The sequence below is a fragment of the Brevundimonas sp. MYb52 genome (assembly GCF_002979535.1).
Classification (GTDB): Bacteria; Pseudomonadota; Alphaproteobacteria; order Caulobacterales; family Caulobacteraceae; genus Brevundimonas.
Genome location: NZ_PCPB01000010.1, coordinates 64,130 through 88,585, shown reverse-complemented (window position 1 = coordinate 88,585; position 24,456 = coordinate 64,130). Strand labels below are relative to the sequence as shown.

Annotated in this window: 26 protein-coding genes and 1 tRNA gene; 6 read left to right on the top strand and 21 right to left on the bottom strand. The window is 68.0% G+C overall.

Features of this window, described 5'->3' with window-relative positions:
- The first annotated feature begins 80 nt into the window (after window positions 1–80).
- The gene (locus CQ039_RS11815) at window positions 81–887 is read left to right on the top strand and encodes an undecaprenyl-diphosphate phosphatase (protein ID WP_105562527.1); all 807 of its coding nucleotides are present in this window, start codon (window positions 81–83) and stop codon (window positions 885–887) included.
- Window positions 888–1,092: 205 nt separating this feature from the next.
- On the opposite strand, the gene CQ039_RS11810 is transcribed toward CQ039_RS11815, so the two are convergent.
- Window positions 1,093–2,067: a complex I NDUFA9 subunit family protein gene (locus CQ039_RS11810; RefSeq protein WP_105562526.1), complete on the bottom strand. Its 975-nt coding sequence runs from the start codon at window positions 2,065–2,067 to the stop codon at window positions 1,093–1,095.
- 248 nt (window positions 2,068–2,315) lie between these two features.
- Entirely contained in the window at window positions 2,316–3,983 is a 1,668-nt protein-coding gene (locus CQ039_RS11805; RefSeq protein WP_105562525.1) for an amidohydrolase, read from the bottom strand.
- A gap of 335 nt (window positions 3,984–4,318) precedes the next feature.
- Between CQ039_RS11805 and CQ039_RS11800 the strand changes: the two genes are divergently transcribed.
- Window positions 4,319–5,479: a serine hydrolase gene (locus CQ039_RS11800; RefSeq protein ID WP_105562524.1), complete on the top strand. Its 1,161-nt coding sequence runs from the start codon at window positions 4,319–4,321 to the stop codon at window positions 5,477–5,479.
- 116 nt (window positions 5,480–5,595) lie between these two features.
- Window positions 5,596–6,027, top strand: a complete 432-nt coding sequence (locus CQ039_RS11795) for a DUF488 family protein (protein ID WP_105562523.1) — start codon at window positions 5,596–5,598, stop codon at window positions 6,025–6,027.
- Window positions 6,028–6,030: 3 nt separating this feature from the next.
- On the opposite strand, the gene CQ039_RS11790 is transcribed toward CQ039_RS11795, so the two are convergent.
- The 16 genes from CQ039_RS11790 to hppD all read right to left on the bottom strand — a co-directional run bounded on the left by CQ039_RS11790 (window position 6,031) and on the right by hppD (window position 19,226).
- The gene (locus CQ039_RS11790) at window positions 6,031–7,992 is read right to left on the bottom strand and encodes a M1 family metallopeptidase (protein WP_105562522.1); all 1,962 of its coding nucleotides are present in this window, start codon (window positions 7,990–7,992) and stop codon (window positions 6,031–6,033) included.
- Window positions 7,993–8,044: 52 nt separating this feature from the next.
- Window positions 8,045–9,298: a multidrug effflux MFS transporter gene (locus CQ039_RS11785; protein ID WP_105562521.1), complete on the bottom strand. Its 1,254-nt coding sequence runs from the start codon at window positions 9,296–9,298 to the stop codon at window positions 8,045–8,047.
- A gap of 71 nt (window positions 9,299–9,369) precedes the next feature.
- Window positions 9,370–10,512 (bottom strand): HlyD family secretion protein, encoded by a 1,143-nt coding sequence (locus CQ039_RS11780; protein ID WP_233190145.1) that lies wholly within the window; start codon window positions 10,510–10,512, stop codon window positions 9,370–9,372.
- A gap of 13 nt (window positions 10,513–10,525) precedes the next feature.
- On the bottom strand, window positions 10,526–12,211 hold the full coding sequence (locus CQ039_RS11775) for an MFS transporter (protein ID WP_105562519.1): 1,686 nt from the start codon (window positions 12,209–12,211) through the stop codon (window positions 10,526–10,528).
- Window positions 12,208–12,768 carry a TetR/AcrR family transcriptional regulator gene (locus CQ039_RS11770; protein WP_105562563.1) on the bottom strand — a complete coding sequence of 187 codons (561 nt, stop codon included), beginning with the start codon at window positions 12,766–12,768 and terminating at the stop codon, window positions 12,208–12,210. Before CQ039_RS11770 ends, CQ039_RS11775 begins: the two co-directional genes overlap by 4 nt.
- 193 nt (window positions 12,769–12,961) lie before the next feature.
- Window positions 12,962–13,046 (bottom strand) — tRNA-Leu (locus CQ039_RS11765).
- Between the two features lie 62 nt (window positions 13,047–13,108).
- On the bottom strand, window positions 13,109–13,321 hold the full coding sequence (locus CQ039_RS11760) for a hypothetical protein (RefSeq protein ID WP_158255987.1): 213 nt from the start codon (window positions 13,319–13,321) through the stop codon (window positions 13,109–13,111).
- A gap of 5 nt (window positions 13,322–13,326) precedes the next feature.
- Window positions 13,327–13,917 carry a hypothetical protein gene (locus CQ039_RS11755; RefSeq protein ID WP_105562517.1) on the bottom strand — a complete coding sequence of 197 codons (591 nt, stop codon included), beginning with the start codon at window positions 13,915–13,917 and terminating at the stop codon, window positions 13,327–13,329.
- Window positions 13,914–14,435 carry a CcdC protein domain-containing protein gene (locus tag CQ039_RS11750; RefSeq protein WP_105562516.1) on the bottom strand — a complete coding sequence of 174 codons (522 nt, stop codon included), beginning with the start codon at window positions 14,433–14,435 and terminating at the stop codon, window positions 13,914–13,916. Before CQ039_RS11750 ends, CQ039_RS11755 begins: the two co-directional genes overlap by 4 nt.
- 63 nt (window positions 14,436–14,498) lie before the next feature.
- Complete coding sequence (locus CQ039_RS11745) at window positions 14,499–15,506, bottom strand: fumarylacetoacetate hydrolase family protein (protein ID WP_105562515.1); 1,008 nt, start codon at window positions 15,504–15,506, stop codon at window positions 14,499–14,501.
- A 67-nt stretch (window positions 15,507–15,573) separates the two neighbouring features.
- On the bottom strand, window positions 15,574–15,864 hold the full coding sequence (locus tag CQ039_RS11740; protein ID WP_105562514.1) for a hypothetical protein: 291 nt from the start codon (window positions 15,862–15,864) through the stop codon (window positions 15,574–15,576).
- Window positions 15,855–16,325 carry an isoprenylcysteine carboxylmethyltransferase family protein gene (locus CQ039_RS11735; RefSeq protein ID WP_105562513.1) on the bottom strand — a complete coding sequence of 157 codons (471 nt, stop codon included), beginning with the start codon at window positions 16,323–16,325 and terminating at the stop codon, window positions 15,855–15,857. Before CQ039_RS11735 ends, CQ039_RS11740 begins: the two co-directional genes overlap by 10 nt.
- 10 nt (window positions 16,326–16,335) lie before the next feature.
- Window positions 16,336–16,704 (bottom strand): cupin domain-containing protein, encoded by a 369-nt coding sequence (locus CQ039_RS11730; RefSeq protein WP_105562512.1) that lies wholly within the window; start codon window positions 16,702–16,704, stop codon window positions 16,336–16,338.
- The gene (locus tag CQ039_RS11725) at window positions 16,701–17,795 is read right to left on the bottom strand and encodes an isoaspartyl peptidase/L-asparaginase family protein (protein WP_105562511.1); all 1,095 of its coding nucleotides are present in this window, start codon (window positions 17,793–17,795) and stop codon (window positions 16,701–16,703) included. The genes CQ039_RS11730 and CQ039_RS11725 overlap by 4 nt, the downstream gene beginning before the upstream one ends.
- Window positions 17,796–17,954: 159 nt before the next feature.
- Window positions 17,955–18,137 (bottom strand): hypothetical protein, encoded by a 183-nt coding sequence (locus tag CQ039_RS11720; RefSeq protein ID WP_105562510.1) that lies wholly within the window; start codon window positions 18,135–18,137, stop codon window positions 17,955–17,957.
- Window positions 18,138–19,226 (bottom strand): 4-hydroxyphenylpyruvate dioxygenase, encoded by a 1,089-nt coding sequence (gene hppD / locus CQ039_RS11715; protein WP_105562509.1) that lies wholly within the window; start codon window positions 19,224–19,226, stop codon window positions 18,138–18,140.
- A gap of 192 nt (window positions 19,227–19,418) precedes the next feature.
- Between hppD and CQ039_RS11710 the strand changes: the two genes are divergently transcribed.
- The 3 genes from CQ039_RS11710 to CQ039_RS11700 are packed head-to-tail and all read left to right on the top strand — an operon-like array spanning window position 19,419 to window position 21,179.
- On the top strand, window positions 19,419–20,000 hold the full coding sequence (locus CQ039_RS11710; RefSeq protein ID WP_105562508.1) for a YqaA family protein: 582 nt from the start codon (window positions 19,419–19,421) through the stop codon (window positions 19,998–20,000).
- A gap of 36 nt (window positions 20,001–20,036) precedes the next feature.
- Complete coding sequence (locus CQ039_RS11705) at window positions 20,037–20,576, top strand: disulfide bond formation protein B (protein WP_105562507.1); 540 nt, start codon at window positions 20,037–20,039, stop codon at window positions 20,574–20,576.
- A 12-nt stretch (window positions 20,577–20,588) separates the two neighbouring features.
- The gene (locus CQ039_RS11700) at window positions 20,589–21,179 is read left to right on the top strand and encodes a demethoxyubiquinone hydroxylase family protein (RefSeq protein WP_105562506.1); all 591 of its coding nucleotides are present in this window, start codon (window positions 20,589–20,591) and stop codon (window positions 21,177–21,179) included.
- 44 nt (window positions 21,180–21,223) lie between these two features.
- Here the strand turns inward: CQ039_RS11700 and CQ039_RS11695 are convergent, their stop codons facing one another.
- The 3 genes from CQ039_RS11695 to CQ039_RS16555 form a co-directional block, all read right to left on the bottom strand.
- The gene (locus tag CQ039_RS11695; RefSeq protein ID WP_105562505.1) at window positions 21,224–22,195 is read right to left on the bottom strand and encodes an esterase-like activity of phytase family protein; all 972 of its coding nucleotides are present in this window, start codon (window positions 22,193–22,195) and stop codon (window positions 21,224–21,226) included.
- Entirely contained in the window at window positions 22,192–24,063 is a 1,872-nt protein-coding gene (gene cobT, locus CQ039_RS11690) for a cobaltochelatase subunit CobT (protein WP_105562504.1), read from the bottom strand. Before cobT ends, CQ039_RS11695 begins: the two co-directional genes overlap by 4 nt.
- 66 nt (window positions 24,064–24,129) lie before the next feature.
- On the bottom strand, window positions 24,130–24,414 hold the full coding sequence (locus CQ039_RS16555) for a hypothetical protein (protein WP_146112095.1): 285 nt from the start codon (window positions 24,412–24,414) through the stop codon (window positions 24,130–24,132).
- Window positions 24,415–24,456: the final 42 nt, after the last annotated feature.

Below are 24,456 nucleotides of genomic sequence, written 5' to 3'. Positions count from 1 at the left end.
ATGGCGGCGTCTTGTCCGGGGCGCTAAGGAAGGAGCCTGCCCGGCGCGGACGAACCGTCGCCGGTCGAGACGGAGTTTCCATGGCGGACTGGCTGACGGCGATCCTTCTGGGTCTGGTCGAGGGATTGACCGAGTTCATACCGGTGTCCTCCACCGGCCACCTGCTGCTGCTGGGGCATTTCCTCGGCTTCGAGAGCACCGGCAAGACGTTCGAGATCGTCATCCAACTGGGGGCTTTGCTGGCCATCATCAGCGTCTATTTCAAGCGGCTGTGGACCCTGGCGACGCGTTGGCCCTTCGATCCGGCGGCGCGGCGGTTTCTGATCGGTCTGCTGGTCGCCTTCCTTCCGGCGGCGGTGATCGGCTTCTTCGCCTACGGCTTCATCAAGACGGTGCTGTTCGAGACGCCCCTGGTCATCTGCATCGCCCTGATCCTCGGCGGCTTCCTGCTGCTGTGGCTGGATCGGGTGGACAAGTTCCCGGTCTATCTGGACGCCGACCGCTATCCCATGCGCGTCTATTTCCTGATCGGCCTGTTCCAGTGCCTGGCCATGATCCCCGGCGTGTCGCGCTCGGGCGCCACCATCGCCGGCGGCCTGCTGCTGAAGACCGACAAGCGTTCGGCGGCCGAGTTCAGCTTCTTCCTGGCCCTGCCCACCATGGGGGCGGCGGTGGCCTATGACCTGTTCAAGAACCGCGACGTGCTGGACTTCAGCGACTTCGGCCTGATCGCGGTGGGCTTCATCGCCGCCTTCCTGACGGCCCTGGTTGTGGTGCGCTTCCTGCTCGACTTCGTGTCCAAGCGCGGCTTTGGCCCCTTCGCCTGGTGGCGGATCGTGGTCGGCGTGGCGGGCATCATCGGTCTGGCCGTGACCGGCGCCTTTTAAGTTTCTTTCCTCCCCACTCTGTGGCGAGGGGGACCGCGTAGCGGTGGAGGGGGCGGCGCGATCGGTTGACGTGGAGTCGCCCCCTCCGTCACGGCGCTAGAGCGCCGCGCCACCTCCCCATGGAATGGGGAGGAAAGCCTAGCCACTAGCCATAGAAAAACCCCTCGGGACGCGGTCCCGAGGGGTTTTTTTGTTCGTCGCCCGATCAGGCGGCGGCGGGGCTTTCGGCGTATTGCCCGCCGACGCGGTAGCGGAACAGATAGCTCGGCGCGATGGCTTCCAGACCCGTGGGCTCGACGCCCAGTTCGGCCAGACCCTCAGCGCCCGGCGAGACGACATTGTCGCCTTCCAGCAGCAGGACCTGATCCTTGGTCAGCATCGGCTTCAGGCCGATCGCCGCCGGGATTTGCGCCAGCGAACCCAGAATGCGGGCGGCGAAGAAGGGCACGGGGACCAGGAAGCGGTTGCGGTTGGTCTCGCGCAGGATGAACTTGAGGATGTCCTCGAAGGTCCAGACCGAGGGGCCGCCCAGTTCGAAAGTCTTGCCCTCGGCTTCCGGGGCGACGGTGGCGCGGGCCGCAGCCTCGGCCACATCGCCGACATAGACGGGCTGGAACCTGGTCACGCCGCCGCCGATCAGGGGCAGGGCGGGCGACCAGGTGGCCATGGCGGCGAACTTGTTCAGGAAATCGTCGCCCTTGCCGAAGACGACCGAGGGGCGGATGACCACGGCGCCGGGGAAGGCGGCGCGCACGGCGACCTCGGCGGCGCCCTTGGTGCGGGCATAGGCGGCCTTGCCGTTCACATCGGCGCTCAGGGCCGACATATGGGTCAGGCGCTTGACGCCCGCGGCCTTGGCGGCCTCGGCGACATTGACGGCACCCTCGACGTGCAGGGCCTCGAACTTGCGGCCGCCGGTCTCGAACAGGATGCCGACCAGGTTGACCACGGCGTCGGCGCCTTTCAGCGCCTCGGCTACGGCGGCCTTGTCGGTGATGTCGCAGCGGACGGTCTGGATCTGACCGACGTCGCCGGCCATGCGCAGTTCATAGGCCAGGGCAGGCTTGCGCACGGCGACGCGCACGCGCCAGCCGCGCTTGGCCAGGGCCCGCACCACCTGGGTTCCGACAAAGCCCGAGCCGCCGAAAACGGTGACCAGTCCGGGGGCGAAATCAGCCATCTGAGCGCTCCAACGCCAAGCCCCGGCCGCAACGGGCGACCGGAGGAGAATTCCATGGGCGGGGCTTAACCGATGCGCCGCCCCGCCGCAACGCACAGGCGGGTCAGGATGCAAGGTCTGCTCCCTATGTCGTCACCCTCGGGCTTGTCCCGAGGGCCCATCGTTCGACTGACGCGGCCACGGTCATCGGGGCGCAGCCTGCGATCCGCCATAGGCCCTCGGGACAAGCCCGAGGGTGACGTCTTTTCTCAATCGGCCTGATACACCACCTGGCCGTCCACCACGGTCAGGACCGCATGGCCCTTGGGGATGTCGGCGGCGGGGACGGTCATCAGGTCGATGTTGAAGGCGGTGAAGTCGGCGCGCTTGCCGACTTCGATGGTGCCCAGCTCATTCTCGCGGAAGCTGGCGTAGGCCGGCCACAGGGTGAACATCTTCAGCGCCGTGGCCCGGTCCACGGCCTCGTTGGGGCGCCAGTCCGGGCCCTGGAAGCCGTTCAGGTCGCGCCGCGCCACGGCGGCGTAGAACTCGATCAGGGGATCGCCGCGTTCGACCGGCGCGTCCGAGCCGCCGACCACGATCACGCCGCGATCCACCAGGGTGTGCCAGGCATAGGCCCCGTCCAGCCGCGCGTCGCCCAGACGGTCGGCGGCGAAATGCAGGTCGCCGATGGCGTGGCTGGGCTGCATGGAGGCGATGATCGGCAACTCGTCGAAGTAGTGATAGTCGCTGGGTCGGATGATCTGGGCGTGCTCGATGCGCCAGCGCGGATCGGCCAGCTTCCACTCTGACTTGGGCACGGAGCGCAGGGCCTCCTCGTACCAGGCGGCGACCTCGTGATTGCCCTTGTCGCCTATGGCGTGGGTGGCGATCTGGATGCCGGTGCGCAGCGCCTCCTGATAAAGCGGCATGACCTCGTCGTGCGAGGTGCGCATCAGGCCGTGGGTGTCGGGCCGGTCGGAGTAGGGCTCGAACAGCATGGCCCCGCGCGAGCCCAGGGCCCCGTCGGCGTAGAACTTGATGGCGCGGGTGATGATCCGACCATCCGCCGCCTCGCGCGGTCCGCCCGCCATCAGGGCGCGGGCGTCGCCCATGTCGATGCTGTTGTAGACCCGAACCGGCGCCTCGCCGTTCTGCGCCATCTGCTCCAGCAGGGGCACGTCCTTCCACGGCGCGCTCATGAAGTGGATGCCGGTCCAGCCGTAGCGGGCATAGACGCCAAAGCCCGCGCGATAGGCCGCCCGCGTCGCCGCCGCATCGGCCTGGGGCGCCAGACCCGAGATCAGGTCGCCCGAGGCGTCGATCAGCAGGCCCGTCGGCTGGCCGTCCGCGCCTTTCAGAATGTCGCCGCCCGAGGGCGAAGGCGTCGAGGCGTTGATCCCGGCGGCGGTCATGGCGGCGCTCGACACCGCGACCGCGTGACCGTCGGCGCGGGTCAGCAGGACGATGCGCCCTGGCGCCGCCGCGTCCAGATCGGCGGCGGTCAGGAAGCGTTTTTCCGGCCAATGGGTCTCGATCCAGCCACGGCCGACGATGACGCCCTCGGGATGGGCCTTGGCCCAATCCGACAACCGCTGCATGGCCTCGACGACCGAGGCCGAGCCTTCCAGGTTCAGCGTCATCTCGCGCCAGCCGATGCCGTCCAGATGGGCGTGGCCGTCGGTGAAACCGGGAAACAGGGTCGCGCCCTTCAGGTCGATGACCTGCATATCGGCAGGGCCCGCCACCGCTGTCTCGGGCCCCACCGACAGGATCCGTCCGTCGCGGACGATCACCTGCTCCGCGGTCGGCTGATCGGGGGCGCCGGTGTAGATGGTCCCGCCACGGATCAGCAGGCTCTGAGCGAAGGCGGCGGGCGCGGCGGCGGCCATCAGGGCGGCGCCCAGCGGGATGGCCTTCAGGGCGTAACGGATCATGGGGTGTCCTCCAACGTCAGCGCAGGGAGCGGGTCGCAAGGTCCGGCGTCAAGCCCGGGACCGCGTATTGCACGATGCGTCAGAAAAAACAGTGCAATCGGTGCGATGGCGAGGGCGCGCGATCTGATCCAGGCTTCCAAGGAGGCTTGAGGCAACCGTTCGCCGGGATGCACTGCCGTTCACCGATCAAGGCGCGCCATTGACCGAGCCGAGGTGGACCAGTCTGCCGCAAACGGGTCAACCGACGCCATGGCCAACTCGCCGCTCAGTCATGCGCCGTTGCGCCCAATCCATGATCGCAGCCGATACCCCCTAAACTCTGGACACCCAAAAGAATGCTGAACAAGATTTCTGCCGCAATGGGCCTGATCACCGTCATCGGCGGTCTCGCCGACAGCGCAAACGCCCAAACAACGCCGGTCGCAGAAGCGGACAACAAGACCGCCGCGATCGAACGCCTGGTCCAGGACGAGATGGCCGCCCGCCGCATTCCGGGGCTCCAGCTGGCGATCGTGAAAAGCGGCGAAATCGTCTTCACGGGCGCCTACGGCCAGACCAACCTCGAGACCGCGACGCCTGTGACGGAACGCACTGTTTTCATGATCAACTCGATCAGCAAGGCCTTCACCGGCGTTGCGGCGATGCAGCTTGTCGAGGCCGGAAAACTGGATCTCGACGCCTCGGTGACGCAATACCTCGAAGGGCTTCCGGCATCGTGGAAAGAGATCACGGTCCGCCAGATCCTGACGCACACCTCCGGCCTGCCTGAGATCATTGACGACAACACCCGACTGATCGACGGCGCCGAGCCCGACGCCGCCTGGGCCAAGGTGCAGGAACTTCCCTTGAGATCTGCGCCGGGGACGCAGTACGCCTACAATCAGACCGGCTATGCCCTGATGGGCAAGATCATCGAGAGGATCTCAGGCAAGCCCTTCGTGGATTTCGTTCGCGAGGGGCAGTTCAATGCGGCGGGCATGGCGCAGGCGCGCTTTGGGCACACCGCCGACACCGTGCCCGAGCTCGCTTCGCTCTATACCTATCTGACGCTGAAGATGGAGGGCATGAGGGCTGTCGGTGTCGAGCGCAGCGAGACCCCGATGGCGCGTCATGAGACGTGGCCGGCCTATATGCATCCCACGGGCGGTGTTCAGACCACGGCTAGAGACCTGGCTGCATGGGTTATCGCGCTGCAGAATCGCAAACTGGTCAGCGAAAGGGGCCTCGAACAGCTCTGGGCGCCGCAGCAACTGCCCGACGGAAGCTATCGCGGCTTCAATCGGACCATCAACGGCTATGGACTGGGCTGGCCGTCCATCCGCCGCGCGGAACATCCGGCGATCACGCCCACGGGCGGCGATCGCGCGGCCATCTTCATCTACCCCGAGGACGATCTGACGGTGATTGTTCTGACGAACCTGATGGGCGCTTCACCCCAGAAGTTCGTCGACAAGATCGCGGCGCAATACATCTCCGACCTCGCCGTCGAAAACTGACGATAGCGGCGCATCGCGAGTGCGGCCGGATTGGCGGGGCGCCGTCAGTCTGACACGAGGCCGGACGTCGAGCCGCAAGGCTTGGCGTCGGGCGGCTTTCGTCCGATGCTGGCCGGATGAAGCTGTTCACCATCGGCTATGAAGGTTCGACCCAGCCCCAGGTCGTTGCGCGGCTGAAGGACGCGGGCGTCGAACTGGTCGCCGACGTGCGCGCCGTGGCCTCGTCGCGCATCGCCGGCTTTTCCAAGACGGTGCTGGGCGAAAGTCTGAAGGCGGAAGGCGTCGACTATCTGCAACTGCGGGCGTTGGGAACGCCCAAGGCCGGGCGCGATGCGGCGAGGAAGGGCGACGTGGCGACCATGCACGCCATCTTCAATGCCCATATGCGCGAGCCCGACGCCGAGGCCGCCTTCCAGCAACTGCGTCATGTTGCGGGCGAGAAACGTGTCGCCCTGCTGTGCTTCGAGGCCGACGCCTGCGGCTGCCACCGCGCCGTCCTCGCGGACCGGCTGGCTCGCGAGGACGGGGCTGAGGTGACGAACCTCTAGGCCTTACGGACGGCCCACCAACTGATCCACCGAGCCCGTCGTGACCGGGTGATAGAGGGGCCGGGCCTTGGCGTAGATGCGCGTGGCATTGGCGCGGCCCCAGTCGCCTTCGTTCCACAAGGTCTGGAACAGGGGTAGGACGAATTTGCGGCGGCCCTGGCTGGTCAGGAAGCGGTCGGCGGTGGCCACGGCGGGCTCATAGCGATGGGCCAGGGCGATCTGCAGCCAGGCGAAGGTCAGCTCGGCGTTGCCTTCATTGGCCAGGTTCAGCGTCTTTTCCAGATCGGCCAGTTGGGCGGTGGTCAGCCAGTCGGAACCGGCCTTAAGCCCTTCGGGGCGCCAGGCGAGGAAGCGCTGGCGCTGCTGGGTGTTCCAGTTCTTCCAGTCGATGGCCGAGGCCGGGCCCTGGTCGCCGAAGAAGGCCTTGGCCTGGGCGTCCACGGCCTCGAAGGCGTGCGACACCGGCGGGACCCAGTTCGACGGCATGCCGGGCTGGTAGATCCAGTTGTCGAGCTGAAGCTGGGCCTCCAGAGCGGCGTCGCCCTTGATCAGGTGCTCGCGGATGTCGGCCAGGAAGCCGACGTCGGTCATGGGCTGGAAGGCGTGGCGGTCGAAATAGCCGCGCAGCCAGGCGTCAAACGCCTCGCGCCCGACGATGCGCTCGATGGTGCGCAGCATGGCCGCGCCCTTTTCATAGGGCACGCCCGACAGGCCGTCGTCCGGGTCGCGCCCGGTCAGGTCGATGTGCAGCTTGGTGTCGTCCGGCGCGGTGGTCGCCAGTTCGGCCGACAGCTCGCCCCAGCCCAGAACCTGCTCCTGCAGCGCGCGGTCGCGACCGTAGAGGGATTCCATGATCCGGTTCTCGAAATAGACGGTGGTGCCTTCGTTCAGCCAGATGTCCGACCAGGTGGCGTTGGTCACCAGATTGCCTGACCAGCTATGCGCCAACTCGTGCGCCACCAGCGAGACCAGGGACTGATCCCCGGCGATGATGGTCGGGGTGGCGAAGGTCAGGCGCGGATTCTCCATCCCGCCGAAGGGGAAGCTGGGCGGCAGGACCAGCAGGTCGTAGCGGCCCCAGCGATAGGGGCCGTACAGGGCCTCGGCTGCGTCGACCATGCGCGGGGTCGACACCAACTCGGCGCGGGCGGCCTCCAGTCGGCTGGGCTCGGTCCAGACGCCGGTGCGACCGTCGAACGGGGCGAAGGCGATGTCGCCGATGGCGACGGCCATCAGATAGGGCGGGATCGGGCGATCCATGTCGAAGCGCCAGGCCTTGGTCCCTGCGCCCGCCGCCTCGCCGTTCGGCGTCAGGTGCTCGGCGGACATGACCACGGTCAGGTCGGCGGGAGCGACAACGCGCGCCGAATAGGTCTGGCGGATGCCGGGGCTGTCTTGGGTCGGGACCCAGGTGCGGGTCAGGATCGCCTGGCCCTGGCTGAACAGATAGGGCTTTTGACCGCCCGCCGTCTGCTGCGGGCTGAGCCATTGCAGGGCCGCCGCGTCGGGACGGGTCGAATAGTCGACGACGACCTTCTGGATCTCGGTCCCAGCGAAGGCGGGCAGGTGGACGGTCAGGGCCTGACCCTTGATGGCGTCGACGGCGCCCAGCTCATAGCGCAGGGGGCGCCCCCGCGCGTCGCGCACGCCGCGGATGTCCAGGTTCTTGGTGTCCAGCACCACCTCGGTCGCGCCGACACGGCCGGTGACGTCCAGCGTCGCCGAACCCGACAGGGTCTTGCTCGCGAAGTCGGCGGTCAGGTCCAGGGCCACATGGCCGACCCGCGCCTCGGCCGGGCGGGCGTTGGAGTGGATGTCGTTGGCGTAGGCGAAAGCGGGCGCGGCCGGGGTCGCGGGGGCGAGAGGCGTCATCGGCACGCTTCCTGCGTCGGGGGCGGTGGCGCAGGCGCCAAGCGCTGCGGTCAGGGCGAGGGCGGATACCAGGCCGGCCAGCTTCAGGGTCATCGAACGCTCCGTATTCAGATGCGTGCGAAAAGGCTCCCTCCGACCCGAAAGATCAAGCCTTTGCGGTGGGCGGCAGGTGGTGCGCCTTGAACAGCCGTCCCTTTTCGGCGGTCAGCACCAGCAGCAGGGCGACGAAGCCCAGCACGGCGAAACCGACCGTCATCGGCACGGTGGTGCCGTCGAAATGCTGGCCGATCCAGAATCCCAGCAGGGCGCCGCCTATGGTCGAGATGAAGCCCTGGGCCGAGGCCGCCGTGCCGGCGATATGGCCCATGGGCTCCATGGCCATGGAGCCGAAGTTGCCGGCGATGAAGCCGAAGCAGAACATCTTGCAGGCCTGCAGCGCGGCGAAGACCCACAGGCTGTCGTGGCCGGCATAGGCGATGGCGGCGTGCAGCAGGCTGAAACCGATGAAGCCGAACAGGGCGGTGTGGGCGATCAGGCGCGAGCCCAGTTTTTCCACCATGCGCGAGTTCAGCACCGAGGCCAGGGCGATGCCGCCGGCCACCATGGCGAAGACGGTGGTGAACAGGCCGGGCGACTTGAAGACGTCGAAGAAGATCTGCTGCGACGAGTTGATGAAGGCGAACAGGGCGCCGCTGATCGCCGTCATGGCCAGGGTGTAGCCCATGCCGATGCGGCTGGTCAGGGCCTGACCAAAGGCGCCCGCGATGCGCTTGACCTTGATCGGCATGCGGTCTTCGGGGTGCAGGGTTTCGGGCAGGCGCAGGGCGGCCCACAGCAGGAAGGACCCGCCGAACAGGGCGAAGAAGCCGAAGATCCAGCGCCAGGGCGCCACCAGCATGATCAACTGGCCGACCGTCGGGGCCAGGATGGGCACGCCGAGGAAGACCAGGAAGCTCAGCGACATGACCCGCGCCATGGTCCGCCCGGAATAGCGGTCGCGCACGATCGACACGGCCAGGACCCGCGTCGCCGCCGAGCCCAGACCCATGCCGATGCGCGACAGGATCAGCCACTCGAACGACTGGGCGAAGGCGGCCAGGATGCTGAAGGCCACATAGAGACCGATGCCGACGAACAGGATGGGGCGACGCCCGAACCGATCCGCCAGTGGACCGTAGAAGAGCTGCGCTCCGCCAAAGCCCAGCAGATAGGCGGTGATCACCCACTGACGCGTGTTCTCGTTGACGACGCCCAGATCCTCGCCGATGTGCGGCAGGGCCGGCAGCATGGCGTCGATGGCCAGGGCGTTCATCGCCATCATGACGGCGATCAGGCAGACGAATTCGGCGAACCCCGGCCCCTTGGGCGTCGTGGCTGTGGCGGTGGGGGTGCTGGTCATCGGGACCAGATGCGGGCTGCGTCAGCCTGACGCAACCCTCAAGCTGGATGAAGTTTTCGCGTCGGCGCGGTTCAGCGGGCGCCGGCGACGTCGATCCGCGCCGTCACCGACATGCCGGGGGCCAGTCGCGTCGCCGCTTCCTGACCGGGATCGATGGAGATGCGGACCGGGATGCGCTGGGCCACCTTGGTGAAGTTGCCGGTGGCGTTGTCGGGGCGGATGACGCTGAATTCGGACCCAGCGGCGGGCGAGATGCGCTCGACCTTGCCCTTCAGCTTCGCCCCGCCCAGGGCGTCGACGGCGACCTCGACCGGCTGACCGACGCGGACGTCGCGCATCTGCGTCTCCTTCATATTGGCTGTGACCCAGACCACGTCGGGGACCAGGGCGGTCAGTTGCGTGCCCACGGCGACCTGCTGGCCGACGCGGACCGCGACCTCGCCCAGACGTCCGGCGCGCGGAGCCTCGATGCGGGTATTGTCCAGATCGATCTGGGCCAGGCGCACCTGGGCCTGGGCGTTCTCGACCGCGGCCTCCAGCGAGCCGCGCCCGACCACGGCCGAGGTCACGCCGGTCTGGGCCACGCCCTCGGCGGCGCGGGCGGCGGCCAGTTGCGCCTCAGCGGCGCGCAGGGCGTTCTGGGCGACATCCACCTGGGCCTGGGCGACCCAGCCTCCGGCGAACAGGGTGCGTACGCGCTGGGCGTCGGCGCGGGCTTTCGTCACGGCGGATTCAGCCCCGGCGATGGAGGCGCGGGTCTGGGCGACCGAGCCGCGGGCCGAGGCCTGGCTCTGGGTCGAGTTGGCCAGAGCCGCTTCGGCCGAATGCAGGGCCGCCTTCGCCTGATCCAGCCGCTGGCGATAGATACGGTCGTCCACGGTGGCCAGAAGCTGGCCCTGCTGCACGGTCTGGAAGTCCTGCACCTCGACCGCGGTGACATAACCGCTGACCTGGGGGCTGATGACCGTCACCTGACCGCGCACATAGGCGTTGTCCGTGACCTGGGGGCCGCCGTCGAAGGGCGGCAGACGCCAGGCGTGCAGGATCAGCCCGACCCCGACCAGGGCGAGCAGGGCCAGCACCACGCTGATCATGACGCGGCGGCCGCTGGACGGCTGGGGCGCAGCGGCGGGCGCGGGCGGCGGCGGGGGAGCGGCCGGCGCGGCGGGGGCTTGAGCTGGGCCCGAGGAGGAAGCGGGAGTAGCGTCGGTCATGGTCGGGTCCGGGTCATTCGACAGCGGCGGCGGCGGCGGCCTGGGCCGCCTCGCGGTGGGCGGCGCGGCGCGCCTCGATACGGGGGCGATAATGGTTCACGGCGACCCAGAGCGCGCCCACTGCGGCGGCGGCGGCGATCAGCAGAAAGACGTCGTTATAGGCCAGCACCTGGGCCTGCTGGCTGATCTGCTGTTGCAGCAGCTTCAGCGCCAGGGCCTGTCGCTGGGCGGCGTCGCCGACGGTGTGGGCGTAGGCCCCGCCCAGTTGCTGCAGCCGCAGCACCACCTCGGGGTCGCCCATGTCGATGTGGGCGCTCAACTGGTTGGAGTGAAATTTCTCGCGCAGGGTCTGGATGGTGCCGACCAGGGCCGAGCCCATAAGGCCGCCGACATTCTGGCCGATCGAAAAGACGACGATGAAGCTGACCATGTGCTTGCCGCCGCCCTGCAGCACCTTGCCGAAGCCGATAATCATGGTCGGGCCGATGAAGAAGGCGGCGGCGAAGCCCAGCAGGGCCTGGCTGAAATAGAGGTTGGCCGGGCGCGTCAGCACCGTAGCGTGGCTGTCCATGAAGGCGCCGACGGCGATCAGGCCGAGCGCGATGGAGATGGGCTTCCACAGCTTGGTCGGGTTCAGGGTGAAGGCGCTGGTCAGGGTCCCCGCCGCCGTGGCGAACAGCATGACCCAGAACAGACTGTGCATCTGCTCGTAGCCCAGGCCCATCTGCTGCAGGAAGCCGACCGCGCCGGTCGTCTGCTCCGACAGGACGATCCGCACCAGCAGGATGGCCAGAAGCAGCCGCACGATGTCGCCGCCGGCCAGCCATTTCAGGTCGATCAGGGGATTGGCGCGGTTGTATTCGATGATGACGGCGGCGGTCAGCAGCACCAGGGCCCCGATCAGGGCCAGGCCGATCCACGGCGCCTCGGTCCACCAGACGATGCGACCTAGGCCCAGAACCGCAGTCAGCAGAGCCACCCCCGGCGCGAACAGGGCGAAGGTGACGAAGTCCAGCGTCTCGAAGGCCTTGACCCGCTGCGACGGCGGCATCTTCAGGGCGAAGACGGCGGGCAGGGCGATCAGCACCAGCCCCAGGTCGAACATGTAGACGGCTCGCCACAGGTCGCGATCCAGCAGATAGCCGACTCCCAGCCGCGCCAGGGGAATGGCCAGGCTGGACAGGCCGACGCCGATGATGATGCCCTTCAGCCGGTGCTGCGCCGGAAAGGCCTGGATGATGTAGAGGATGCCGAGCGTCGACATCCCCGCCGCCGCGATCCCGGCGATGCCGCGCACCACCAGGGTCGAGCCGTAGTCCTCGAGGAAGAGGTGAGCGGTCGCCGTCGCCAGGAAGATCATCAGGATGATCTCGGTGAACAGCCGCAGCCCGTACTGCATCCTGAACTTGACCAGCAGCAGGTTCATGCAGGCGTTGGTCATGACGAAGACGATGGGCAGCCAGGAGGCCTCGGTCGTCGTCACGCCCAGAGAGCCCGCCAGCAGGGGGATGTTGGCCGTCACCGCCGCATTGCCCAGACTGCCGGTCAGGGCCACCAGAACCCCGACGCAGGCATAGGCCAGCCGCCAGGGCGTCGAATGATCGGGCGTGGCGGGCGAACCGGGCAGGGCCGGCCGCTCGTGCGGCTTCAACGTCGCCAGATAGTCGTCCCAGGGCAGATCCCAGTTGCGGCGGCTCATGCGGCGCGCCTTTCAGGCTTCACCGCGTCCAGCACCAGCTCCAGCGCGCGGCGGCTCAGTTGATCCCGGTCCGCCGCCCCGACGGTGCGCGACGGCGCCCCCAGCATCAGGGCCAGGACGCGGGTGTCCTCGACGCTCAGATCGGTCCGCACCCGGCCCGCCGCCTGCGACACGGCCAGGGCCTCGGCCCCCGCGCGCTTCAGCCCGGTGCGGATCGGGGCCAGGGCCTCGTCCTTCAGATCGCGGATGGCGCCGGCCAGGCCCGCGCTCTGGATCATCAGCTCGACCATCTGGCCGAGGAACCACAGAAAGACATCCGGGTCGTCCAGCCGCGCCTGGGTGCGTTCGTGCAAGTCGTCGATCTGTCCGACGAAGACCGCCAAGGCCAGCTCGGAGCGGTCGGCGAAGTTGCGATAGAGGGTCGCCCGTCCCACCCCCGCCCGCTCGGCGATGACGTGCAGGGGCGTCTCCAGTCCGTCGCGCGCAAAGGCCTCGGCGGCGGCCTGCAGCAGGGCCTCGCGGCGTTGGGCGGCGTCTTTTCTCAGGGGACGGGTCATGAAGATCGCCAAGTGGACACTTGTGTCCGCTTAATCAAGTGCGGTGGGACTCATTCTTTGTTTCGGCCCATGTCGCGGGCGCGCGACATCCCTCCTCGCCAAGCGGAATGCGCCAGAACGGCTAAGGCTGCGTTCGGGTCGATGACGATGTCGGTCAAAAAGAAGACGGCGCCTTGGGGCGCTCATCCAGATGTGGTGCCGGTGGCCGGGCTCGAACCGGCACTCCTCTCGGAACAGGATTTTGAATCCAGCGCGTCTACCAATTCCACCACACCGGCACAGGTCTGGGAGGCGCGCAATCTAGCGGCGGAATTCGGGGGGTCAATCGCAGCGCTGACGATTAATTGGATCTCAGACGGCTTCCCGTGGAGGGGGAGGATTCCATCGTAAAGGTGGTTCGGTACTGGATCATGCCCAACGGCACCTCGCCGCCATTCTTGTTCCGCAGCCGAGCGCGACGCGTCGCCTCAATCGCCGCCTGGCCGAAACCGCCGTCGATGGGGTGCTCCGTCTCGACCACGCAGTCGCGCACGCGGCCGTCGGGCTGGGTCAAGCAACTCACCGTGGCGAACCCGCGGGAATAGGTCCGTCCCCGAGGATAGGCGGGTTCGGGGGCCGCGACCACTCAGTGTCTAGCGGCAGCCCGTCGTCCGCGAGGGCGTCGAGTTCTGCGTCGCGTGGATCGACCAAGGGGCGACCGCAGGCTTGCAAGGCTTCGTCGATGGCGGTGCTCGAGGCGGGCAGGTCCAGAACATAGCGCAGATTGCGTCCGCCCTCGCCGCCTCCCGGCACAATGACCTGCATCTTGCCGCCTTCGCGCATGTCGCGGGCCAGGGGGCTGGGGCTGTCGCTGATGGCGACCACGGGGTTCTCGGCCACATTCCAGCGCTGGTCGTTGAAGTCGTCGTCCTGGAACGCGACCTTCAAGGTGCGCGTCGCGCCGGTTGCCGGGGGCAAGCCGCTGATCAAGACCTGGAACGAGCCGTTCATGCAGCGCGCGCCGATGCCCAGGCCGTTGTCAAACGCGGTGTAGGCGATGACCAGTTTCTTGTCCGGATCGCGGGTCATGTCCCAGTCGCTCGCCGTGTCCTGGGCCAGGAGGGGGATGGCGTGGGCCAGGGCTGCGGCGGCGATCAGGGCGGTCTTCACGCCGCGATCTCGACATGGCTGTCGCTTCCGCCGGCCAGGATGCGGCGGGCGCGGATGTAGAGTTCGATGCGCTGGGTCACGATCATGCCGACGGCGAACAGCATGAAGGCGTCGGTGACGACCACGGCGTCCAGATGCCAGGCGGCGGCGTTGGCTTCCATCACCTCGCGCAGGCCCGCGCGCGCCGCGAACAGGCCGACGACCAGAATCAGCCCCAGGGGCGAGGCCTGGGCCTTCAGCGAGCCGTCCGGCTCCTTCTCGATGGTGATGGTCTTGCCGCGCTGCCAGCCGGCGAGGCAGCCAAGCGCCAGAGCCGCGATGAAGGCGATCCAGGCCAGGGGGCCGAAATGCGGATGCTGGGTGTTGGCCCACAGGCCAAAGCCGATCGCCGCCGTGACCAGCAAGGGCATGACCCACAGCAGGTGCGGCCGCAGGGTCCGTTTGCGCCGATTACGCAGCAGGATGATGATCAGGGCCACGCCGATGCCGATTAGCGGCCCCATGGTTTGCGGCGACATGACGGAACTCCCCCTCCGAACGCCGTCAGCCTAACCCGACGAACGGCGCTCGAAAAGCGGAGATCAGGCGGGCGCGACCGTCTGTTCGATGGCGCCGAAGAGGGTGTGGTGCTTGTCGTCCAGCATTTCGATGCGGACGGTGTCGCCATGCTTGAGGAAGGGGGTCTTGGCCTCGCCGGTCAGGATGGTCTCGACGGTGCGGACTTCGGCGATGCAGGAATAGCCCAGACCGCCTTCGGCCACCGGCTTGCCGGGACCGCCGTCGGCGTCCTTGTTCGACACCGTGCCCGAACCGATGATCGAGCCGGCGATCAGGGCGCGGGTCTTGGCCAGATGGGCGATCAGGACGCCGAAGTCGAAGGTCATGTCGACGCCCGCGTCGGCCTGACCGAAGTCCTGGCCGTTCAGTTGCACCAGCAAGGCGCCCGACAGCTTGCCGTCCTTCCAGCGGTCACCCAGCGCATCCGGGGTGACGAAGACCGGCGACAGAGCGCTGGCCGGCTTGGACTGGACGAAACCGAAGCCCTTGGCCAGTTCGCCGGGGATCAGGTTGCGCAGGCTGACGTCGTTGACCAGGCCAACCAGACGGATCGAGGCCAGGGCCTCGTCGCGGCTGGCGCCCAGGGGCACGTCGCCGGTCACGACCACGATCTCGGCCTCCAGGTCGCAGCCCCAGGCCTCGTCCTTCAGCGGGATGGCGTCGCGCGGGCCCATGAAGTGGTCGGAACCGCCCTGATACATCAGAGGATCGGTCCAGAAGGTCGCCGGCATCTCGGCGTTGCGGGCTTTGCGCACCAGTTCGACGTGGTTCACATAGGCCGAGCCATCGGCCCACTGATAGGCGCGGGGCAGGGGAGCGGCGGCGTCGCGCTCATGGAAGCGGCCGCGCGGCACGCCTTCGTGCTCCAGGCTTTCGGCCAGGGCCCGCAACAGGGGCTCGCAACGGTCCCAGTCATCCAGCGCCGCCTGTAGGGTGGGGGCGATCAGGAAGGCGTCCGTGAACCAGTTCAGGTCATTGGAGACGACGACGAGGCGGCCGTCACGGCCGTGCTTGAGCGAGGCGAGTTTCATGAGGCGAAGCTAATCCGGCGCGAGGCGGTTGGGAAGCGGCGTCGGCGACCGAAAAGCCGCAGTTCGATCAACTGTTTGGGGGCGAGATCACGGCGCGGGCCTCAGCCCCGGTGCGCAGGGCCGGGTCGCGCACCTCGACCTCGACGGCGATGGCGCCCGCGGGCTCATGTGCCCACAGGTAGCGACGCTCGATCTGGACCGCGCGGCCGGACGGGGCCGTGCCTTCATAGGTGTCGCCCCAGGGGGTGACGGATTTCATCTCGACCCAGTGCAGGCTGCAGGCGGCGTCCAGTTCCTCGATGGTCATTTCCGACAGTTCGTCGGCGTGGGGCGCGGGGCGGTTCGGGGTCACAGCCATCGGCGGACCTTTCCTTTGTAGGCTTGATACTCGGCGCCGAACTTGGCGCTCAGATAGGTTTCTTCACGCGCGATGACGAAGCGGTCGATCACGATCAGACAGGGCACCAGCAGGGCCAATGCGACCGGGCTGTCCATGGCCAGGGCGAACCCGGCGTAGGTGATGCCGAAGCCGACATAGATGGGGTTGCGGCTGTATTTGTAGAGGCCGCCGGTGGCCAGGGCCGTGGTCGGCTTCCACGGCTCGGGCGGCGTGCCCAGGCGGCGGAAGGTCCCGGCCGCGATCCCGTCCAGCAGCAGGCCGCCGATCACCAGCGTAAAGGCCAGTCCGCGCCGCAGATCGACGTTGAGGCCCAGCGACGGCTCGCTGACCAGTTGGCCGACGCCGTACCCGGCCAGCAGGAAACCGAGATAGATCAGCGGCGGCGGGGCGATGACGCCGGGATGGTCGCGGGTGCTCATAGAGGCTGGGTCAAATCGTCTGGCCCGAAGGCGCGGTGAAGTCCGAGGGCGGGGCGTCGCCGGTGTTGATCACTTCGGAGGGCTCGAAAATCATCACCTCGGCCTCTTCGTCGGCGGCGGTGCGGTGCTCGATCCCGCGCGGCACGACGATGAACTGGCCGGGACCGAGGGTCTCGATGCGGTCGCGGAACTCGACGCGGAACCGCCCCTTCCAGACCAGAAACATCTCCTCGGCGTCCGCGTGGCTGTGCCAGGGGAAGACCCCCTGGACCTTGACCAGCCGCACGTCCTGTCCGTTCAGCTGCGCCGCGACGCGCGGCCGCCAGTGGTCGGAAAAGCCGCCGAACTTCTGCTCCAGATCGACGACCCTGCCGGTCATCGCGGGGTTTCCTCGTCGGCGTAGATGGCGACACGCGAGGTGCGGCCCGAACCGGCCTCGCCGCGATACATGCCCGAGGTGTTCATCGAGAAGGCGACCGTGCCGTCCTTGCCCATGACGATGACGCCGCCGTCGCCGCCAATGGCCCCGACTTCAGCAATCTCGGCGTCGGCGGCGGGCTTGACCGCCATGCCTTCGGCGGTGCGATGGCAGATGTCGCGCGCCACGGTGGCGCGGATGAAATACTCGCCCGAGCCGGTGGCCGAGACGGCGCAGCCGTCGGCGTTGGAGGCGTAGGTCCCGGCGCCGATGACCGGCACGTCGCCGACCCGGCCCCACTGCTTGGCGGTCATGCCGCCGGTCGAGGTGGCGGCCGCCAGACGGCCCTGGCTGTCCAGGGCCACGGCGCCGACGGTGCCGAACTTGCGCTCGTCCAGCGGGGCTTCGTTCAGGGAGGCCAGCGGAACCGGCCGGGCCAGGGTCGCCGGTTCCGGCGGGGCGCCTTCAGGGCGCGGCGGGAGGGGCAGGCCCTTGTCGCGCAGGGCCTTCAGCAGGGCCTGCCAGCGGCTCTCGGTGAAGAAGAAGTCGGGCTCCACCTGCTCCAGACCGACCGAGGCGGCGAAGGTCTCGGCGCCTTCGCCGATCAGCATGACGTGGGGCGACTTCTCCATCACCGCGCGCGCCGCCGCGATCGGATGGCGGGTGCGGGTCAGACCGGCCACGGCCCCCGCCGTCAGGTCGGCCCCGTTCATTACGGCGGCATCCAACTCGTTCTTGCCGGCGGCGGTGAACACCGCGCCGCGTCCGGCGTTGAACAAGGGATTGTCCTCCATGGTCTGAACCGCGGCCTGAACCGCGTCCAGCGACGAGCCCCCGTTCGCCAGCACGGCCGAACCGGCGTCCAGCGCCGCCTGCAGACCGGCGCGATAGGCGGCGTCGCGCTCCGGGCTCAGGCTGGCGCGCTCGATGACGCCTGCGCCGCCGTGGATGGCCAGGGACCAGGTCGGCGCCTCCTGCGCGAGCGCGGGCGACGCCAGCAGGGCCAGGACGCTGGTTGTCAGGGCGGCTGTGGCGGTCAGGATGGATTTCATCGGCGATTTCCCCTCGGATATTTCCTCCCCACTCTGTGGGGAGGCGGCACGGACGCGCAAGCGGTCGTGACGGAGAGGGGCGGCACAGGCGGCTGATGTCAGCGCCGCCCCCTCCACCACTTCGTGGCCCCCCTCCCCATGGTCATGGGGAGGAAGTCCTCAACGGTGGTGCAGTCGTTTCCAGACGCGGTAGATCACGATGGGGGCAAAGCCGAAGATCAGGGCGATCAAGAGGATTCCCCAGAACCCACCCTCAGGCCATTGCCTGTCAGCCAAACCCGCCGCCAGTCCCGCAAACGCAGGGCCCAGATAGGGCAGCCAGTGCGGCGGCCGCATCTTCATTCAGGCGTCGACCTTGATGACGCCGCGACGGATCTGGTCCAGCTCGATCGAGTCGAACAGGGCCTGGAAGTTGCCATTGCCGAAGCCCTCATTGCCCTTGCGCTGGATGATCTCGAAGAAGATCGGGCCAAAGGTGTCCTGGGTGAAGATCTGCAGCAGCAGGCCTTCTTCGTCCGAACCATCGATCAGGATGCGGTTCTTGCGCATCCGCTCCACGTCTTCGCCGTGGTTGGGCAGGCGCTTGTCGATCAGTTCGAAATAGGTCTCGATCGTGTCCTGGAAGTCCACGCCGCGCGCCTTCATGGCCTCGACCGTCTCGAAGATGTTCTCGGTGGTCAGGGCGATGTGCTGGATGCCCTCGCCGTTATAGCGACGCAGGAACTCCTCGATCTGCGAGTTGTCGTCCTGGCTCTCGTTCAGCGGGATGCGGATGGCGCGGTCGGGCGCGATCATGGCCTGAGAGAACAGGCCGGTCGCCTTGCCCTTGATGTCGAAATACTTCTGCTCTTCGAAGTTGAACACCGAACCATAGAAGCCCGACCAGGTGCGCATCTCGCCGCGACGCACATTGTGCGTCAGGTGGTCCAGGATCTCCAGACCCATGGAGTTCTTGCGCTCGGCCTCTTCCCAGCCCTCGATCTCGTCCCAGGCCTCATACAGCGAGCCGTGCTCGCCATACTGGTCGATGACGTAGAGCAGCGAACCGCCAATGCCTTGCAGGATGTAAGGGTAGTCGTTGCCCAGCGCGCCGCCGTTGACGCCCTCGGCCTTGACGGCGCCGCGTTCCAGCGCGCCCTCGAAGGCGGCCTTGGCGTCAGCGACGCGGAAGGCCATGCCGTTGGCCGAGGGGCCGTGGTCCTTGGCGAAGTCCGCCGCCTGGCCCTTGGGCGCGCGGTTGACCAGCATGGTGATGTCGCCCTGCTTCAGGCGCACCGCGTCGGTGGTCGGGTTCACATGGGTCGGGGTGAAGCCCATCAGCTCCAGCCGGGCGACCATGGCCTCGGGCTCGGGACCGGTGAATTCGACGAATTCGAAACCGTCCACGCCCAGCGGGTTTTCCTGGTCGAGTTTGGCGGCGGCGTCCTGCATGACGCGTCTCCTCTCACTGTATTTTGTGGCGGCTGCTGCCGCCGATTGGGGCGGAACCTAATGGGCGGCCCCGGTCGGGCGCAAGGCGGAGCTGCATCGAAACAGGACACGTTGCGGTGTCGCAGGCGATTATCGGCGGATGCGCGCGCGCTTCCAGCCTGCTAGAGCCCCAGGCTCAACCGGGACGCCTGTATGCTTCGCAAGCTCTATGACTGGGTCTTCTCTCTGGCCCGCCACCGTCACGCGACCCGGTCGCTGGCCGTGGTCTCCTTCGCGGAGAGCTCCTTCTTCCCCATTCCGCCGGACGTCATGCTGGCGCCCATGGTGCTGGCCAAGCCCGAGCGCGCCTACTTCTACGCCACGGTCTGCACCGTGGCGTCGGTGCTGGGTGGCCTGTTGGGCTACGCCATCGGCTTCTTCCTCGAGCCGGTCGGGATGTGGATGCTGGCGGTTCTGGGCAAGGCCGACACGTTCGAGGCCTCCAAGGCCCTGTTCCAGCAGCACGGCGCCTGGGTCATCCTGATCAAGGGGCTGACTCCGATCCCGTTCAAGCTGATCACCATCGCCTCGGGTATCTTCCAGTTCAACCTGGCCCTGTTCGTCGCCCTGTGCGTCGTCACGCGCGGCGCCCGCTTCTTCCTGGTGGCCTTTGTGCTCAAGCGCTGGGGCGAGCCCATGCTGGCCGTCATCGAGAAAAGGCTGGCGCTTTTCACCGTGCTTTTCCTGGTCCTGCTGGTCGGCGCCGTCTTTGCGGTCAAGCTTGTCGGTCACTGATCGACGCGGGCTTCGGCTGAGGCTAAGAAAGGCGCCATGACGCGCCTGTATCAACTCCTGACCCGCTGGTGGACCGCCTTCGCGCTGGCGGCCTCTCTGGCCATGCTCGGCGCGGCCCACGCCTTCGAGCGGTTCGGCGGCCTGCCGCCCTGCAACCTCTGCCTCAAGCAGCGTGAGGTCTATTGGGCCGCCGTGGCCATCGCCGGGGCCGCCACCTTCTGGGCCGTGTTCAGCCGCGCCAGCCGCGGCACGCCGCGCATCGCCTCCTTCCTGCTGGCCGCCGTCTTCTTCACCGGCGCGATTACGGCGGGCTTCCACGCGGGCGGCGAGCTGCATTGGTGGGCCCTGCCGGCCACCTGTTCGGCCGCGCCCTCGACCGCCATCGACTTCAGCGCGCTGAACGCCCTGGCCGACGGCACGGCCGAGATCAAACCCATCGTCGGCTGCGGCGACGTGTCCTGGAGCATGCTCGGGGTCTCGATGGCGGGCTGGAACTTCCTGATCTCCTTGGCGCTGGCGATCTTCAGTCTGCTGGCGGCGAAACGTCCCAAGGACGCGCGCGCGCCCAAGGCTTAAGAAGAGGGGATCATGACCGACGCATCCGACACCGTCGCCGCCGCCCGCCGCATCCCCCTGCCGCGCCCCGGCGTGGGCCAGACCCGCGCCCGCATGGCCGAAATGCTGCGCGTCGATCACGCGGGCGAGTTCGCCGCCGTCCACATCTACCGCGCCCAGCGCGCCGTGCTGGAAGGCCGCAAGGGCAAGGGCGCCATCACCGCCGACCTGACCGAGATGGAGGGCCACGAGGCCGTTCACCTGGCCCGGTTCGAGGCCCTGCTGACCGAGAACCGGGTGCGCCCCACGGCCATGATCCCGCTGTGGAAGCTGGCCGCCACGGCGCTCGGCGCCGGCACGGCCCTGATCTCGGAAAAGGCCGCCCACGCCTGCACCGAGGCGGTCGAGAGCGTCATCGAAAAACACTACGCTGATCAGATCGAGGAGGTCCGCGAGCGTGACCCCGAACTCGCCGCCGAGCTGACCAAGTTCCGCGAAGAGGAACTGGCCCACCACGACCACGCCATCGAGCACGGTAGTCGTGAAGCCCCCGCCTATCGGCTGCTCAGCAGCGTCATCAAGGTCGGCTGCAAGGCCGCCATCAAGATCAGCGAACGGATCTAGGGGCTCGACGCCTCTCCCTCCCCTTCATGGGGAGGGAGAATTCTTCAGCTCACATCAAACGCCAGCATCATCGTCCGCTGCACGGCGTTGAAATTGTCGTCGGACAGGATGTAGAGCCGCGTCCGGTTGCCGCGCCGCTCGACCGCGATGCCCTCGAAATTATCCGTCGTTCCGGGCAGTTTCAACTCCACCAGAACCGGCCCCAGGGTCCCGTCCTGCGCCATGCGCCGCACTCGCGCCCGCACGTCGATCGGGGCGCGATAGGAGCGCTGCACCACGAACCAGCCGCCCGCCGGATCGCGGTCCATGCCGGTGATGCGATAGTCACTGTCGGCCAGAGGCGTCTCGGGCGGGGCGGCTGCGACGGCGCAACGCGCAGGCGAACAGTCCCAAACCCCGCCGGATTCACCCGCCACGCGCCAGCCGTCGCCGGACGCCGCCAGCCCCTCCATCCCGTCGTTCTCGGCGAAGGGGAAGTCGGGCCGTCGCACGGCCTGCGGCGTCCGCAAGGCGTTCAGCGGCCCATAGTTCCAGATGCGGTGGTCGCGCTCGAAACTGACCAGCAAGTCGCCGTTCGTGGTGACGGCCAATCCCTCGGCGTCGCCCTCCATCTTCTGGCTGATTGGCGTCCCGTCGGTCAGGGTCAGGCGACGCACGCTCAAGCCCTCCAGCCCGATCAGCCGCCCGCGCGCATCCAGCGCCAGCCTGCCACGCGCCAGATCCCCCACGTCCGACACGGCGATGAAGCCGCCGTCGCCGGTCAGCTTCAGGTCCGACAGGCTGTGCAGGGGCGAATCCATGCCGGCCAGCACCGTCACGCCCCCGGCGTAGCGCACGTCCTTGCCGAGCACCGCTGCGCCCGGCAGGCCCAGCCCCACCGCGCGGGTCGAGACGCTGATCGGCGTCCAGCCGTCGGCCTGCGGCGTCGGCGTCCACGGCTGCGAGGTCACGACCGCGCTGGCGCAGGCCGCCAGGGTCAGCGCCGCCAGGGCCGCGACATAGATCCGCCGGTTCAAGCCGCGCGCTTCTTCGCCGCCCGGGCCACCGTCTTGGGCTTGGCGTCGAACAGCTCGGCCAGCTTCTCGGTCATGACGCCCGCCAACTGCTCGACATCGACGATGGTGACGGCGCGGCGATACCAGCGGGTCACGTCGTGGCCGATGCCGATGGCGATCAGTTCGACCGGCGACTTCGTCTCGATCTGCTCGATCACCTGACGCAGGTGCTTGTCCAGATAGAGCGCCGCATTGGCGGATTGCGTCGAGTCGTCCACCGGCGAGCCGTCCGAGATAACCATCAGGATCTGGCGCGACTCGGTCCGCCCCTTGAGCCGCTCATGGGCCCAGGTCAGGGCCTCGCCGTCGATGTTTTCCTTCAGCAGGCCCTCGCGCATCATCAGGCCCAGGTTCTTCTTGGCCCGGCGCCAGGGTGCGTCCGCCGACTTGTAGATGATGTGGCGCAGGTCGTTCAGGCGCCCCGGATTGGCGGGCTTGCCCGCGCTGATCCAGGCCTCGCGCGACTGGCCGCCCTTCCAGGCGCGGGTGGTGAAGCCCAGGATCTCGACCTTGACCCCGCACCGTTCCAGCGTCCGCGCCAGGATGTCGGCGCAGACCGCCGCCACCATGATCGGTCGCCCGCGCATCGAGCCCGAGTTGTCGATCAGCAGGGTCACGACCGTGTCCCGGAACGGGCTTTCGCTCTCCATCTTGAACGACAGGGGGCTGGTCGGATCGGTGATGACGCGGGTCAGGCGCGCGGTGTCCAGCACGCCCTCTTCCAGATCAAAGGCCCAACTGCGGTTCTGCTGCGCCATCAGGCGGCGCTGCAGCTTGTTGGCCAGGCGCGACACGACGCTCGACAGGGTCGCCAACTGGGCGTCCAGCAGGGACCGCAGCCGGTCCAGCTCCATCGGATCGCACAGCTCCTCGGCGCCGATGGTCTCGTCATAGACGGTGGTGAAGGCGTGGTAGGCGTTGACGGCGCGGCCGTCGTCGGTGTTGTCCTGACGGTTGGGCAGGGCGCCTTCGTTCAGTTCGGGGCCGTCGTCGTTCGCCTCGCCGTCGGGGTCGGCGGGGGCGCCGTCGGGGCGGGTCTGGCGCTCATCCTCGGCGGACTGGTCGTCGGCCGTGCCTTCCAGCGACTGACCGCCTTCGCCGCCGTCCTCTTCTTCTTGTTCCTGCTCGTCGGGCGCGTCTTGCTGCGACTGATCGGGTTCGTCCTCGCCCTGTTCGTCGTTGGCGTCCTCGGCCTGGCCGTCGCCGGGATCGAGGTCCAGCGCCCGCAGCACGTCCTTCAGTTTCGCGGCAAAGGCCGTCTGGTCGTCGGCCACGGCGGCCAGGGCGTCCAGTTCGGCCCCCGCCTTCAGCTCCATATTGGACCGCACCAGATCCAGCATGGTCTTCAGTCCGTCACGCGACGGCTCGCCTGTCAGCCGTTCGCGCACCAGAAGCGCCGCCGCCTCGGCCACCGGCACCCGCTCGGCCTCGGCCCGCAGGGCGCCGGACTTCTCCAGTCGGGTCAGAAGGGCCGCGTTTAGATTGTTGCGAACCCCCTTCAGCTCGCGCGCGCCGACCGCCTCGACCCGTGCCTGTTCGACCGCGTCAAAGACCTCGGCCGCCGTCTGATCCACGGGGCGCAAGCGGGCGTTCAGCCCCTCGTCGTGATTGGCCAGCCGCAGCGCCAGCCTGTCCGCCTGACCGCGCAGGGTCGCGCTCTCGGGCGCGCCCGGATCGCGCGGCGGGTGGGGCAGGGTCAGGACGCCGTTCGCCAGCCTCGGCCCGTCCGAGCCGAAGTGGACTTCTAGCTCGGCCTGTTCGGCCAAGGCGCGCGCGGCATTGGCTAATGCGCGTTTGAAGGTCTCTGCGGGGGTCTCTGCGGCAGCCATGGCTCACACATAGACCACCCCGCGCGCGGGGAAAGGGGCTATCCCGCTAGAATGACGGTTGGCGCGTCAGCCGACGTCTGGCGTACGCGATCTTTGCAGGCCGCGCAGGGTATCGCGCCCCATTCGCTCGTTCTGACCGTCCATGATTGGAACCTTCCGACACACCCGCCGTCCGATCGTGCTGCCCATCGGCCGTTCCCAGGCGCAAACCGTGCGGGTCGGCCGATCAGGATCGACCGGTCGACTGGCCGTAATGGTGCGCGTCGAGACGCCAGCCGGCGGCGGCGCAGCATCGGGTTGCTGAACATCGAGGATGAAAAGCGCGGCGGCCGCAGCGATAACCGTCAACATATATCTGCTCCATGAGGTGCGGACTGACAGATTGCGCCGGAA

Excerpts from the sequence above, each read along its gene's own strand:
- CQ039_RS11815 (WP_105562527.1), top strand. The coding sequence starts at position 81 with ATGGCGGACTGGCTGACGGCGATCCTTCTGGGTCTGGTCGAGGGATTG.
- CQ039_RS11810 (WP_105562526.1), bottom strand. The coding sequence starts at position 2,067 with ATGGCTGATTTCGCCCCCGGACTGGTCACCGTTTTCGGCGGCTCGGGC.
- CQ039_RS11805 (WP_105562525.1), bottom strand. The coding sequence starts at position 3,983 with ATGATCCGTTACGCCCTGAAGGCCATCCCGCTGGGCGCCGCCCTGATG.
- CQ039_RS11800 (WP_105562524.1), top strand. The coding sequence starts at position 4,319 with ATGCTGAACAAGATTTCTGCCGCAATGGGCCTGATCACCGTCATCGGC.
- CQ039_RS11795 (WP_105562523.1), top strand. The coding sequence starts at position 5,596 with ATGAAGCTGTTCACCATCGGCTATGAAGGTTCGACCCAGCCCCAGGTC.
- CQ039_RS11790 (WP_105562522.1), bottom strand. The coding sequence starts at position 7,992 with ATGACCCTGAAGCTGGCCGGCCTGGTATCCGCCCTCGCCCTGACCGCA.
- CQ039_RS11785 (WP_105562521.1), bottom strand. The coding sequence starts at position 9,298 with ATGACCAGCACCCCCACCGCCACAGCCACGACGCCCAAGGGGCCGGGG.
- CQ039_RS11780 (WP_233190145.1), bottom strand. The coding sequence starts at position 10,512 with ATGACCGACGCTACTCCCGCTTCCTCCTCGGGCCCAGCTCAAGCCCCC.
- CQ039_RS11775 (WP_105562519.1), bottom strand. The coding sequence starts at position 12,211 with ATGAGCCGCCGCAACTGGGATCTGCCCTGGGACGACTATCTGGCGACG.
- CQ039_RS11770 (WP_105562563.1), bottom strand. The coding sequence starts at position 12,768 with ATGACCCGTCCCCTGAGAAAAGACGCCGCCCAACGCCGCGAGGCCCTG.
- CQ039_RS11750 (WP_105562516.1), bottom strand. The coding sequence starts at position 14,435 with ATGTCGCCGCAAACCATGGGGCCGCTAATCGGCATCGGCGTGGCCCTG.
- CQ039_RS11745 (WP_105562515.1), bottom strand. The coding sequence starts at position 15,506 with ATGAAACTCGCCTCGCTCAAGCACGGCCGTGACGGCCGCCTCGTCGTC.
- CQ039_RS11740 (WP_105562514.1), bottom strand. The coding sequence starts at position 15,864 with ATGGCTGTGACCCCGAACCGCCCCGCGCCCCACGCCGACGAACTGTCG.
- CQ039_RS11735 (WP_105562513.1), bottom strand. The coding sequence starts at position 16,325 with ATGAGCACCCGCGACCATCCCGGCGTCATCGCCCCGCCGCCGCTGATC.
- CQ039_RS11730 (WP_105562512.1), bottom strand. The coding sequence starts at position 16,704 with ATGACCGGCAGGGTCGTCGATCTGGAGCAGAAGTTCGGCGGCTTTTCC.
- CQ039_RS11725 (WP_105562511.1), bottom strand. The coding sequence starts at position 17,795 with ATGAAATCCATCCTGACCGCCACAGCCGCCCTGACAACCAGCGTCCTG.
- CQ039_RS11720 (WP_105562510.1), bottom strand. The coding sequence starts at position 18,137 with ATGAAGATGCGGCCGCCGCACTGGCTGCCCTATCTGGGCCCTGCGTTT.
- hppD (WP_105562509.1), bottom strand. The coding sequence starts at position 19,226 with ATGCAGGACGCCGCCGCCAAACTCGACCAGGAAAACCCGCTGGGCGTG.
- CQ039_RS11710 (WP_105562508.1), top strand. The coding sequence starts at position 19,419 with ATGCTTCGCAAGCTCTATGACTGGGTCTTCTCTCTGGCCCGCCACCGT.
- CQ039_RS11705 (WP_105562507.1), top strand. The coding sequence starts at position 20,037 with ATGACGCGCCTGTATCAACTCCTGACCCGCTGGTGGACCGCCTTCGCG.
- CQ039_RS11700 (WP_105562506.1), top strand. The coding sequence starts at position 20,589 with ATGACCGACGCATCCGACACCGTCGCCGCCGCCCGCCGCATCCCCCTG.
- cobT (WP_105562504.1), bottom strand. The coding sequence starts at position 24,063 with ATGGCTGCCGCAGAGACCCCCGCAGAGACCTTCAAACGCGCATTAGCC.
- CQ039_RS16555 (WP_146112095.1), bottom strand. The coding sequence starts at position 24,414 with ATGTTGACGGTTATCGCTGCGGCCGCCGCGCTTTTCATCCTCGATGTT.